Source organism: Methylobacterium sp. J-030 (genome assembly GCF_022829545.1).
GTDB lineage: Bacteria > Pseudomonadota > Alphaproteobacteria > Rhizobiales > Beijerinckiaceae > Methylobacterium.
On sequence record NZ_JAKSYM010000225.1, the window covers coordinates 96499 to 108914 of the forward strand.

Below are 12416 nucleotides of genomic sequence, written 5' to 3' on the forward strand. Positions count from 1 at the left end.
CCTTGTGGCTTCAACGAACGCTCGGGAGGGCCGCGACGCCGAGCCCAAGCTTGACCGTTGTAGCCGGTCGGCAACTCTCCGAACAGTTCTTGACAGCTCGCAGGGACGTGATTCGCGAAAATTAGGACATCGATCCTTGACGGCCGCAATGCCTTTGAGGCCGAAATACACAACCTTTTGAGGGCTTTGCCGGCTCAGATACGGTCACAGCTCCAGATCGGTCAGATAGCGCGGCAGCGCCTCGCTGGCCGGACCGTACCGGGCGTCGTCGAACGCGTCGGCATTGTCGGAGGGTTCGAGGTTGATCTCGCAGGTCGGAATCCCGAGGGCCCGGGCCTGCCGCACGTAGCCGGCCGCCGGATAGACCGCCCCCGACGTGCCGACCGCCACGAACAGGTCGGCCTCCGCGAGCGCCGCCTCGATCGCGTCGCGGTGCATCGGCATCTCGCCGAACCAGACCACGTCGGGCCGCATCCGGCCGAGCGTGCCGCAGGCCGGGCAGGACTCCGCCCGGGTCAGGTCCGCGCGCCAGGGCGTCACCGCCCCGCAGGCGCAGCAGCGGGCCTTGAGCAGCTCGCCGTGCATATGGACGACCGCCCGGGAGCCGGCCCGCTCGTGCAGGTCGTCGACGTTCTGCGTGCACAGGAACAGCCGCCCGCCCCGTGCGGCGAGCCGGGCCTCGGCCTGGGCCAGGGCGACGTGCGCGGCGTTCGGCGCGGCCGCGATCACGCCGCGGCGGCGATGGTCGTAGAAGTCGAGCACCGTATCGGGATCCGCCGCATAGGCCTCCGGGGTGGCGAGCTTCATGGGATCGAACCGCGCCCAGATCCCGCCGCGGTCCCGGAACGTGCCGAGCCCGCTCTCGGCCGAGACGCCGGCCCCAGTCAGCACGAAGATGGTTTTGGGTTGTTCCGTCATGCGCGTGCTCCGGTATCCGGACGGATCCGATGTTGCGCCGCCGATCCTCGATGTCCAGGGTTCCCGCCAGCTCCGGTTCTCCGGAACGGCGACCGTTCACCCTCGTATCGAGAGATCGGATCCGAAAGGTCCAGACCCAGCCCTGTTAAAGTGTTGCCGACGGCCGCCCCGAGTGAAGTTTTCTTCACATCAGTCAAAGGGTTATCACGCCCTATGCGCTGCCGTCGTCCTGGCGAGCGCCAGCGAAGCAATCCAGGGTGGCGCACGCTCCCCGAGGTCGCGCTGCCCTGGGTCGCTACGCTGCGCTCGCGATGACGGCGAGCGGTCGCGGCCAGGTCCAGCGTCACACACCTTGAAAGGGCTGGGGCCGCGCCCTTTGGAAACCCGTGACGGGGAAACGCTGGACCACGACGACCGGCTGTGACCTCCTGCCGCCGCGATGACGGCCGCCCGAATCGGCGCGGACCGTGCATCGGCCCCTCGGCGCAGAGGAGGAACCGGATGCCCGAATTCGACCTGGCGATCCGCGGCGGCACTGTGGTCACCGCCAGCGACACGGTGCGGGCCGATATCGGCGTGTGCGGCGGCCGCATCGTCGCGGTGGCCGAGGGCATCGCCGACGCCGCCCGGGTGATCGACGCCTCCGGCCTGCTCGTCCTGCCCGGCGGGATCGACAGCCACGTCCACATCGCCCAGGACCCGGGGCCGGGCATCGTCATGGCCGACGACTTCGCCAGCGCCACCCGGGCCGCGGCGGCGGGCGGCAACACCTGCGTGATGCCCTTCGCGGTCCAGCCGCGGGGCGGCTCGCTGCGCCAAGCCGTCGACGCCTATCGGGCCAAGGCCGAAGGCCAGTGCCACGTGGACGTGGCGATCCACATGATCATCTCCGACCCGAGCGAGGCGGTGCTCGGCCAGGAACTGCCGGCGCTGGTGGCCGACGGCTACACCTCGTTCAAGGTCTTCATGACCTACGATGACCTCGTCCTGAACGACCGCCAGCTCCTCGACGTGTTCCACGTCGCCCGGCGGCAGGGCGCCCGGGTGATGGTCCACGCCGAGGGCTACGACGCGATCCGCTATCTCAGCGACCGGCTGGAGCGGGCGGGCGAGACCAAGCCCTACGGCCACGCCCTGTCGCGGCCCGAGGTGGTCGAGCGGGAGGCCGCCCACCGGGCGATCAGCCACGCCGAGCTGATCGACCTGCCGATCGTGATCGTCCACGTCTCGGGCCGCGAGGCCACCGAGCAGATCGCCTGGGCGCAGGCACGGGGGCTCAAGATCCGGGCCGAGACCTGCCCGCAATACCTGACCCTCACGGCCGAGCACATGAAGGGGCTCGGCCTCGACGATCCGATGGCCGGGGCGAAGTACGTCTGCTCGCCGCCGCCCCGGGATCAAGAGAGCCAGGAGGCGGTCTGGTCGGGGATCCGACGCGGGATCTTCGACGTGGTCTCCTCCGACCACTCGCCGTTCCGCTACGACGACCCGCAGGGCAAGCTGAACCCGCGCGGAAAGACCTCGTTCCGCTGGATCCCGAACGGCATCCCGGGCGTGGAGACGCGGCTGCCGGTGTTCTTCTCGGAGGGCGTCTCGAAGGGGCGGATCAGCCTCAACCAGTTCGCCGCGCTGACCGCCACGAACCACGCCAAGCTCTACGGGCTGTATCCGCGCAAGGGCTCGATCGCCCCGGGCTTCGACGCCGACCTGACCCTCTGGGACCCCAACAGGCGCGAGACCATCCGCCAGGAGACCCTGCATCACGGCTCGGACTACACCCCCTGGGAGGGTTTTGACGTCACCGGCTGGCCGGTGATGACCATCGCGGGCGGGCAGGTGATCGCCGAGGACGGCAAGGTCCTGTCCGCGCCGGGCCGCGGGCGGGTGCTCGACCGGGCGGTCGACCCGGCCGAGCGACGGGACGTCTGACGGCCGCGCTGGCCCGCCGCTTGCCTGGACTCCGGGGGGAGCTTCGCATGAACGTCGAGCTGATCGGCCTGACCAAGCGCTACGGCGCGGCTCTCGCGGTCGATGCGATCGACCTCAAGGTGCCGTCCGGGGCCTATTGCTGCCTGCTCGGCCCCTCCGGCTGCGGCAAGACCACGACCCTGCGCATGATCGGCGGCCACGAGCGCGCCAGCGGGGGCGCGGTGGTGATCGGCCCGAAGGCGGTGGGCGACGCGCCACCGGCGGAACGCGGCACCGCCATGATGTTCCAGAGCTACGCGCTGTTCCCGCATCTCGACGCGCGCGACAACGTCGCCTTCAGTCTGAAGATGCGCGGGGTCGGCAAGGCGGAGCGCCGCGCCAGGGCGATGGCGATGCTCGACCTCGTGCAGATGAGCCACCTCGCCGCGCGCCTGCCGGCCCAGCTCTCCGGCGGTCAGCAGCAGCGCGTGGCGCTCGCCCGCGCCCTCGTCACCGGCCCGAAGGTGCTGCTCCTCGACGAGCCGCTCTCCGCCCTCGATCCGTTCCTGCGGGTGCGGATGCGGGTGGAGCTGAAGCGGATCCAGACCGAACTCGGCCTCACCTTCATCCACGTCACCCACAGCCAGGAGGAGGCGATGGCGCTGTCCGACCTCGTGGTGGTGATGAATGCCGGTCGGATCGAGCAGGCGGCCGACCCGCGCACCGTGTTCGAGCGGCCGGCGACCGCCTTCGTGGCCCGGTTCATCGGCGGCCACAACCTGATCCGGCTGCCCGAGGGGCTCGTCGCCGTGCGGGCCGACCGGATGCGCCTCGGCGCCGAGGCCGGCCCCGCCGCCCTGCCGGCCCGGGTTGTGGCGGTCGAGTATCAGGGCACCAGCGTCCATGTCGGCCTCGACGCCGACGGGCTGGAGCGCCCGCCCGAGAGCCCGGCCGCCCTCACGGCGATCCTCAGCGACGCGGCGTTCGCCGCCCGCCCGCTCCACCTGGGCGACACGATCCCGGTCGGGTGGGACACGGCCGCCGCCCACCGCCTCGACGCGTAACAGTCACGGAGACGACGATGGACCTTTCCCCGAGCCGGCGCACGCTCCTGAAGGGTGCCGGAGCGCTGGCCGCCATGCCGGTGACCGGCTTCCCGGCCGTGCACGCCGCCGAGCCCGTGACCTTGCGCTACCTCGGCACCGCGGTGAGCCAATCGTCCGACATCGCCCGGAAGGTGAAGGAGGATCTCGGCATCACCCTCGAATACATGCCGGTCGTGACCGACGAGGTGACGAAGCGCGCGGTGACGCAGCCGAACTCCTTCGACCTGATCGACACCGAGTATTTCAGCCTGAAGAAGATCATCCCCTCGGGCAACCTCGCCGGCCTGGACGCCAAGCGGATCAAGCTCGCCGACAGGATCACCGGCGTGTTCACCAAGGGCGAGGTGAACGGGAAGCGGATCGGCGACCAGGGCACCGCCCCGCGAAAAGTGTTCTACCTCGAAGGGCAGAACGCCAAGACCTTCGCGGCCGCGCCGACCGAGTGGCTGACCCTGATCCCCACCACCTACAACGCCGACACGCTCGGCATCCGGCCCGACCTAATCAGGCGGCCGGTCACGAGCTGGAAGGACCTCCTCGACCCCGCGTTCAAGGGCAAGGCCTCGATCCTCAACATCCCGTCGATCGGCATCATGGACGCCGCCATGGTGGTGGAGGCCAGCGGCGACTACACCTACGGCGACAAGGGCAACATGACCAAGCCCGAGATCGACCGCACCATCAAGGTGCTGATCGAGGCCAAGCGTGCCGGCCAGTTCCGGGCCTTCTGGCAGGACTTCAACGAATCCGTGAACCTGATGGCCTCGGGCGAGACGGTGATCCAGTCGATGTGGTCGCCGGCGGTGACCAAGGTGCGCGCGCAGGGCGTGCCGTGCGTCTACCAGCCGCTGAAGGAGGGCTACCGGGCCTGGGCCCAGGGCTTTGGCGTCCCGAAGACCCTGAGCGGCCGGAAGCTCGACGCCGCCTACGACTTCATCAACTGGTTCCTGTCCGGCTGGGCCGGGGCCTACCTCAACCGGCAGGGCTACTATTCCGCGGTGCTGGAGACCGCCCGGGAGAACATGCAGCCCTACGAATGGGCCTTCTGGATGGAGGGCAAGCCCGCCGAGAAGGACATCCTGGGCCCGGACGGCACGCTGATCGAGAAGGCCGGCGCCACCCGCGACGGCGGCTCCTTCGACCAGCGCATGGGCGCGGTCGCCTGCTGGAACGCCGTGATGGACGAGAACACCTACATGGTGCGCAAGTGGAACGAGTTCATCGCCGCGTGAGCGGTCTGCGCGCCCGCGCTCCCTCCCCCCTCTGCGGGGGAGGGTGGCCCGCGGAGCGGGTCGGGCCGGGACTTCGTCCCGCAAGAGGGGAGCGACGCATCCGAACAGGGCACGACAGGCGTGAAACCCTGACCCGTCGCGCCGCCCCTCTCCCCCCCTGCTTCGCAGGGTACCCTCCCCCGCAGAGGGGGGAGGGAGGCGCGCGTGGGTCGAGGGCCATCCGGTGAACGACCTCGCCCTCCCCCACACCGCTGAAACCGTTGCCGCGCCAGTCGCGGCCGTGCCCCCGCGCCGCCGCAGCCTGGCCTATCTTCAGGCCGCGCCGCTCACCCTCGTCTTCCTGATCTTCCTGGTGGTGCCGCTGGTGCTCACCGGGATCGTCTCGCTCTGGGAGTACAACGAGTACGCGATCATCCCGGCGCTGACCCTGCAGAACTACGCCGACCTGTTCGACGGCTGCCTGTCGGCCGATCTCTGCACCACGGTCCGCACCTACCTCTCGACGGTGAAGTTTGTCGTGCTGACGCTGGCGGTCACCCTGCCGCTCGGCTTCGCGATCGCGTATTTCCTGGCCTTCCACATCCGCTCCGGCACCGTGCGGATGGGGCTGTTCCTGCTCTGCACGATCCCGTTCTGGACCTCGAACGTGATCCGCATGATCTCGTGGATCCCGCTGCTCGGCCGCAACGGCCTCGTCAACGACACGCTCCGCGCCCTCGGGCTGATCCGGCAGCCGATCGAGGGCCTGCTCTATTCCGACTTCGCGGTGGTGCTGGCCTTCGTGCACCTCGACACGGTGTTCATGATCGTGCCGATCTTCAACAGCCTCGCCCGCATCGACCGCCGGCTGATCGAGGCGGCGCGCGATGCCGGGGCCTCCGGCGCGCAGATCCTCTGGAACGTGGTGCTGCCGCTGGCCAAGCCCGGCCTCGCCATCGGCAACATCTTCGTGACCACCCTGGTGATGGGCGACTTCGTCACGGTCGGCGTGATGGGCGGGCAGCAGATCGCCAGCGTCGGCAAGGTGATCCAGGTGCAGATGGCCTACCTGCAATTCCCGGCCGCCGCCGCCAACGCCATGGTGCTGCTCGCCGCCGTGCTGCTGATGATCCTCGGGCTCACCCGGATGATCGACCTGCGCCGGGAACTCTAGGATGGACCAGCCCCGCGGCCTCGCCTTCTACTTACTGGCGGCGGTCTTCGCCCTCTACGTCCTGTTCCTCTACGGGCCGACGCTGACGATCCTGGCGCTCAGCTTCCAGGGCCCGTCCGGCGGCCTGACCTTCCCGATGAACGGCGTCTCAACCCACTGGTTCGCCAAGCTGTGGGAGGGAGTCGGGGTGGTCGACATCTGGGCGGCGTTCCGGCGCTCTCTCTCGCTCGGCCTCGTGGTGATGGCACTCACCGTCGGAATCGCCTTCTACGCCGGCCTCGCCTTCCGGAGGGGGTTTTGGGGAGCCGGCCTCGTCTTCGCCCTGGCGGTGTCGAGCCTGATCGTGCCCTCCATCGTGGTCTCGCTCGGGATCGGGCTGGAATTCCGGCTGCTCGACGACGCCGTCAACGCCCTCGCCGCCGCCACCGGCTGGGGGTTCCTGCAGGACCACGGCACGCTGATGGGCCTCTACAGCTCGGCGCTGGGGGCGCACCTCACCTGGACGCTGCCCTTCGACCTGCTGATCCTGTTCGCGGTGTTCAACCGGTTCGACCCGGCCTACGAGGAGGCGGCCCGCGACCTCGGCGCCAGCGGCGCCCAGACGCTCCGCCACGTGGTTGTGCCGATCCTGGCGCCGGCCCTCGTCGGCGTCGCGCTGTTCGGCTTCACCCTGTCGTTCGACGAACTCGCCCGCACCAGCCAGGCGATCGGCGGCCGCAACACCCTGCCACTGGAGCTCCAGGGCCTCACCACCACGGTGACGACGCCGGAGATCTACGCGCTGGGCACGGTAACCACGGCGGTCTCGGCGCTGGTGATCGGGACGGCCCTCGGTTTGACGCTGTGGCTGCAGAAGCGCCGGGCGCGGCGGGCGCTGGCGGGGTTGCGGTAGGCAGCCTACCCTCTCGCCATCGCATGCGAGTCGACGAGGTTCACGGATGTGGCCGGCCGGTTCGATCGCGATCCTCGATTACGGCCGCGGAAATACCGTTCTGATCGAGATCGAGACACCTGTCGGGCGCCTGGAGGCGGTCGGCGAACTGGAGCAGATCGGCCAAACCCTGTATTTTCGCCGTGCCCATATTCAGGGGCTGCGCAAGGGCGCCCTCGGGCGGGCGGGGCTCAACGCGATCGGTGCCGAGATCCTGAGAGAGGCTGAAGTCGATGCGGTCGTCATTGAAGGAGGCGCTCGAACGACGGGGGCGGGACCGAAACGCGGGCGCCGACCACCGCCCTTCCGGTATTCCCGTTGAACTCGTGCTTCAGGTTTCCGCCCCGATCGAGCGACCTGTCGACCTCGTGCGGGCGCTGATGACGTTCGGCCTGGACTTGCCAGACGCGCACGACACCGTTGATCGCCTTGCGAGGGGCGAACGGGTTTCCGTGATCCTGCACCTGACGCCCGATGGCTACTCGCCATTCGCCCTCGGCAACTTCGGTGTGGCCGCGTCCGCGCCGCAGCCGGACGATGCGCCCACGATCCCCGGTGATGTGCTGCGCGCGATCGACTCATGGCGCTTGTCGAGGCCGGAACCGCCGAGCCGGGAGGAGGCGATCGGCATCATCCTCCGCCGAGGCCTCGCGGCCGCGTAGCGGCACGGCCCGAACATTGCCAACCCCGCCCCATCCGTGTATGCGCACGGCGCGCCCCCCGACACCCTTGGAGGCAGGGGCGCACCGGGAAGGTCACAGCCGTCCGCGTCGGGCGGCTTTTTCGTTTTCCGGATCCCGTCATCATCTGAAGGATCACGCCATGAGCGCTGTGAAGACGCTTGAGGCCGTGGCACGCGACCGGGTCGGCAAGGGGGCCGCCCGGGCCGTTCGTCGCCAGGGCCAAGTTCCCGCCGTCATCTACGGGGGCGGCCAGCCGCCGCAATCCATCGCGGTCGACCTCATCCGCGCCCGCACCCTGATCTACGCCGGCGGCTTCAAGACCACGCTGTTCGAGATCAACGCCGGCGGCAAGAAGATCCGCGCGATTCCGCGCGACTTCCAGCTCGACCCGGTCAGCGGCGTGCCGCTGCACGTCGACTTCCTGCGCGTCGTCTCGGGCCAGACCGTCACGGTCGAGGTGCCGGTGCACTTCGTCAACGAGGACGCGGCTCCCGGCATCAAGAAGCTCGGCGGCACCCTCAACATCGTGGCCCACACCCTGAGCCTCGACGTCGCCCCCGACCAGATCCCGGACGCGATCGAGGTCGACCTCACCGGCCGCGCGATCGGCGACGTGATCCACGTCTCCGACATCAAGATCCCGGCCGGCACCTACACCGGCGAGCAGACCGATCCCGTCGCCAACATCGTGCCGCCGACCGTGCTCGGCGCCGAGGTGGAGGCCGAGGAGGCCGCCATCGCCGAGGCGCAGGCGACCGAGGCTGCCGAGGAGAAGGCCGAAGCCGAAGCCGGGGCCGCCGAGGACGAGAAGAAGGACGATGCGGAGGCCTGAGCCTCGACGCACCGTCCAGCCAGACCGAGAGCCCCGGCCCTGCCGGGGCTCTCTTCGTTTCGGGGAAGGGCACTCACGGGTAGAGCCGGGCGCGGCTCCAGCCGTCGCCGGCCCGGGTGAAGCGGACCCGGTCGTGCAGGCGGTAATCGCCGTTCTGCCAGAACTCGATGCTCACCGGCGCGATGCGGAAGCCGGTCCAGTGCGCAGGCCGGGGGATCGGCCCGTCGCCGTAGCGCTCGGACAACGCGGCCACGGCTCGCATCAGCGTGGCGCGGTCGGCGAGCGGGCGGGATTGCTGGCTGGCGATGGCGCCGAGGCGGCTCTCCGGATGCCGACTCGCGAAATAGGCATCCGCCTCCTCCGGGGTTACCGGCGAGACCGCGCCCCGGGCGCGCACCTGCCGCCGCAGGCTCTTCCAGTGCAGCACCAGGGCCGCCTGCGGGTTCTGCGCAAGCTCCTCCCCCTTGGCGGATTGCGCGTTGGTGTAGAAAACGAAGCCGCGCGCGTCAAAACCCTTCAGCAGCACGACGCGGACATCGGGCAGCCCGTCGGATCCCGCGGTGGCGAGCGCCATCGCGTTCGGATCCTCCGGCTCGGCGGCCTCCGCCTCCTTCATCCAGGCGGAGAACAGCGCGACGGGGTCGTCGCTCCGGGTGAAATCCGCAGCCTGCGGGTCATCGGTCCTTAACTGATCCACGCCAAGACTCCTGCCTGCCGCGTCCAGGGCCTGAGGGGGCACCGACATCGGCATGTTCGGTCGAGCGGAAAGCCCGTCGTGAGTCAGGTGTAATGCGGCGATGCGCGTGTAAAGGGTCACGGCGAGGGTCACGCTTCGGCGCGCCCGTGCTGTCGCTCGCGATGATGCTGGTCCTGTGCGGCTGCAGCCAGCCGCTGCTCGTCTTCCGCGGGGAGGCGGAGGCACCGCCCATCATCGCGGAGCCCACCGTCACCGGCAGCATCGAGAAGCGGCCCCTGAGCTTCGGCAAGGACCTTGTCGAGGAGGATTGGCGGCGGGCCCGGGCGGCCCTGGCGGTCGCGCTGGATCCGCAGGGCAATGGGCGCCCCGTGAAGTGGGACAACCCGGAGACCGGACTGCACGGCACGATCAATCCCACCGGCCTGCCTTACGTGGCCGACGACCTGATCTGCCGCAACTTCCTGGCCTCCGTGGTCGGCCCGCAGCGCAGCCGCTTCGTGCGCGGCACCGGCTGCAAGCCCTCGGGCGGCGCCTGGGCGCTCACGCGCATCCGGACTGCGAAGGCTCCGAACGCCCCGGACGACAACCGGCCCCATGCCGGGGCCGGCGCAGCTCCTCAGTAGGGATAGCCGTAATAGGGCCGCATGCGCAGCCGCGGCTGGGCGGCCGGCGGGGCGACGTAGCGGGCGGCGGCCTCGGGATCGTAGGCCCGGATGTAGGGATCGAGCGCCGGGTCGCGGTAATTGCCGTTGTTCACGCCGGCCGAGCGGTCGTTGCCGCTGAGCGCCGCGTAGGGCGAGAGCCCGCTGCCACTGTCGCCGCCACCGCCGCCACCGAACGCGAAGGCCGCACCCGGGGCGGCGACGAGCAGCATCGCGGCCAGCGGTATCGTCAGCGTCTTGCGCGTCATGTCCCGTCTCCAAAACCTCTGACTGAGCGAACGGCTCAGCCGAACAGGGAGTTCCCGGGCGGCCCCGGACTCTCGCGCGACACGGTATCACGGACACGCAACAGAGATTTACGATGCCGGACGAAACGCATCAATTTTTGATGACGTCGACAGGAATCGCGCTGTGCAGGTGCCCTGTTCCGGTAGACAACAGATCGGTCTTGCTGGATCGTACCTCCAAGAAACAGCTTCCAAGCCCGCATCGATCGTATTGCCGGTCGTCTGGCGGCACTGTTCAGGGCCCTTCACCGTGCGCGTCGTGACGCAATACGATAGGCCGAGCGCGAGGCCGAGCGGCTGATGGAGCGGGTGATCGGCGGCCCGGACCGGCCAGCGGCCGGCGGCCGGGCTCCGCCCGGGCCGGGACCTCACGCGACCGGCCAGGGCGCCGTTGCGCGGTCCGTGACCGTGCGCCTCGACCGCCGGTCCCTGCGCGGCTGGCATATCCGCCTCCTCGACCAGATCGCCCAGCGGCCCGACCGGCGCGTCCGGATCGCCTGGGTGACCCAGAGCGGGGGTCTGCCGGCGAATGCGGAACTGCTGTTCCGCCTGGAGGCGGCGATCCACGGGTTGCCGCGCCCGGGGCTGGCCACCGCGGCCGAGCCCGTCGCCCTCGCGCCCTACGAGGCCGGGCCGGACGAGCCTGTGAAAATCGGGGACGACATCGTCCTCGACCTCGCGGGCGCGCCGACGGCGCCGGCGGCCGGGCCAGTCTGGCGGCTCGACTTCGATGGCCTGCCCGGGGAGGCGGGCCTGCTCGCCGCCCTGTTCGCCCGCCGAGCGCCGGTGGCGGCCCTGCGCGGACCGGACGGCGCCCCGGTGGCGGTGGGCCGCCTCGGGGCGGAATCGCACACCGTGATGCTCGCCGCCTTCGAGGATTACCTCGCGCGGACGATCACGCTGATCGCCGCCGCCCTCGACGGGGCCGGGTCGCCGGTGCTGCCCGACGGCGCCGAGGCGCCGCTGCAGCCGGGCCGCGCCTTCGACCTCGACGGGTTCGGAGCCGGGCGGCGCGCCGCCGGGGGGCTCGCCCGGCAGATCGCCCGACGGCTCTACGCGCTCTGCTTCCAGGGCCCGCAATGGCGGGTGGGCTGGCGGCAGGTCGTCGGCCCCGACCTGATCGACCTGCGCCGCCACCCGGAGGGCGGCTGGAACGACCTGCCCGACGACGGGCGCCGCTTCTACGCCGACCCCTTCGCCATCGCCCGGGACGGGGCCGTGACCCTGTTCGTCGAGGAGTTCGACTATCGCCGGGGCAAGGGGGTGATCTCGGCGGTGGGGTTCGAAGCGGGCGGCCCCCGGGGGCGGCCGGAGCCGGTGCTCGAACTCGAGACGCACCTCTCCTACCCCTTCGTCTTCGAGGCGGACGGGCAGGTCTGGATGATCCCGGAATCCCACGCCTCCGGCACGATCGACCTCTACCGGGCCACAGCCTTCCCGCGGGGCTGGGTCCACGAGGCGGTGCTGGTGGACGGGGTCGTGGCCAGCGACGCGACGCTGCTGCGCCACGGCGGCCGCTGGTGGCTGTTCGCCACGGTCCGGGCCGGCGGGGGCAGCTATTCCGACACCCTGCACCTCTGGCACGCGCCGCATTTCCGCGGCCCCTGGACGCCGCACCAGCGCAACCCGGTGCTGATCGATGTCGGCTCGGCCCGGGCCGCCGGACCGGTCGTGGCGCGGGACGGCGCCCTGATCCGGCCGGTGCAGGATTGCCGCGGCGGCTACGGCGCGGCGCTCGGGCTCGCCCGGATCCTACGCCTCGACGAGGAGGGCTACGCCCAGCGGGTCGAGACCCGGCTCGGGCCCGGTGCGGCCTGGCCGGGCTCGCGCCTGCACATGCTGAGCGCGGCGGGCGGCCTGGAATTCATCGACGGCTCGCGCCCGGCCCGGCCGCGGCTGCTGGGCTGATCCGGGCCGCCCGGTCCCCCTTTCAGTGTCGAACGGCACCCGGTTGCGGCTCGCATCCCGGCTCCGGCCGCGCTAAGCGAGGGCTTCGCGCGCGATCCT

13 protein-coding genes are annotated in these 12416 nt (G+C 70.6%); 10 read left to right on the forward strand and 3 right to left on the reverse strand.

Translation table 11 applies throughout. The features are described 5' to 3' along the window. Positions 1-204: 204 nt before the first annotated feature. Complete coding sequence (locus MKK75_RS15340; RefSeq protein ID WP_244043413.1) at positions 205-918, reverse strand: SIR2 family NAD-dependent protein deacylase; 714 nt, start codon at positions 916-918, stop codon at positions 205-207. Positions 919-1419: 501 nt separating this feature from the next. Between MKK75_RS15340 and hydA the strand changes: the two genes are divergently transcribed. From hydA to MKK75_RS15380, 8 genes are all read left to right on the forward strand, one after another. Beyond that, complete coding sequence (gene hydA, locus MKK75_RS15345; protein WP_244043414.1) at positions 1420-2847, forward strand: dihydropyrimidinase; 1428 nt, start codon at positions 1420-1422, stop codon at positions 2845-2847. 47 nt (positions 2848-2894) lie between these two features. Beyond that, positions 2895-3890, forward strand: a complete 996-nt coding sequence (locus MKK75_RS15350; RefSeq protein ID WP_244043415.1) for an ABC transporter ATP-binding protein — start codon at positions 2895-2897, stop codon at positions 3888-3890. A gap of 17 nt (positions 3891-3907) precedes the next feature. Continuing rightward, positions 3908-5164, forward strand: a complete 1257-nt coding sequence (locus MKK75_RS15355; protein WP_244043416.1) for a PotD/PotF family extracellular solute-binding protein — start codon at positions 3908-3910, stop codon at positions 5162-5164. A gap of 223 nt (positions 5165-5387) precedes the next feature. Further along, complete coding sequence (locus MKK75_RS15360) at positions 5388-6317, forward strand: ABC transporter permease (protein ID WP_244043417.1); 930 nt, start codon at positions 5388-5390, stop codon at positions 6315-6317. A 1-nt stretch (position 6318) separates the two neighbouring features. Then, positions 6319-7209 carry an ABC transporter permease gene (locus MKK75_RS15365; RefSeq protein ID WP_244043418.1) on the forward strand — a complete coding sequence of 297 codons (891 nt, stop codon included), beginning with the start codon at positions 6319-6321 and terminating at the stop codon, positions 7207-7209. A 46-nt stretch (positions 7210-7255) separates the two neighbouring features. Continuing rightward, a complete protein-coding gene (locus MKK75_RS15370; RefSeq protein WP_244043419.1) occupies positions 7256-7570 on the forward strand; it encodes a hypothetical protein in 315 nt (104 codons plus the stop codon). A gap of 4 nt (positions 7571-7574) precedes the next feature. Further along, positions 7575-7910, forward strand: a complete 336-nt coding sequence (locus tag MKK75_RS15375; protein WP_244043420.1) for a hypothetical protein — start codon at positions 7575-7577, stop codon at positions 7908-7910. A 160-nt stretch (positions 7911-8070) separates the two neighbouring features. Beyond that, the gene (locus MKK75_RS15380) at positions 8071-8763 is read left to right on the forward strand and encodes a 50S ribosomal protein L25/general stress protein Ctc (protein WP_244043421.1); all 693 of its coding nucleotides are present in this window, start codon (positions 8071-8073) and stop codon (positions 8761-8763) included. A 73-nt stretch (positions 8764-8836) separates the two neighbouring features. Here MKK75_RS15380 and pdxH read toward each other — a convergent pair whose 3' ends face one another. After that, positions 8837-9460: a pyridoxamine 5'-phosphate oxidase gene (pdxH, locus tag MKK75_RS15385; RefSeq protein ID WP_313901863.1), complete on the reverse strand. Its 624-nt coding sequence runs from the start codon at positions 9458-9460 to the stop codon at positions 8837-8839. A 92-nt stretch (positions 9461-9552) separates the two neighbouring features. On the opposite strand from pdxH, the gene MKK75_RS15390 reads away from it, so the two are divergent. Beyond that, positions 9553-10083, forward strand: coding sequence for an RT0821/Lpp0805 family surface protein (locus MKK75_RS15390; RefSeq protein ID WP_244043422.1), 531 nt, complete (start codon positions 9553-9555; stop codon positions 10081-10083). Here the strand turns inward: MKK75_RS15390 and MKK75_RS15395 are convergent. After that, positions 10077-10370: a hypothetical protein gene (locus MKK75_RS15395; RefSeq protein WP_244043423.1), complete on the reverse strand. Its 294-nt coding sequence runs from the start codon at positions 10368-10370 to the stop codon at positions 10077-10079. The genes MKK75_RS15390 and MKK75_RS15395 overlap by 7 nt on opposite strands. Positions 10371-10709: 339 nt before the next feature. On the opposite strand from MKK75_RS15395, the gene MKK75_RS15400 reads away from it, so the two are divergent. Continuing rightward, positions 10710-12317 carry a formyl transferase gene (locus tag MKK75_RS15400; RefSeq protein ID WP_244043424.1) on the forward strand — a complete coding sequence of 536 codons (1608 nt, stop codon included), beginning with the start codon at positions 10710-10712 and terminating at the stop codon, positions 12315-12317. Positions 12318-12416 lie beyond the last annotated feature (99 nt).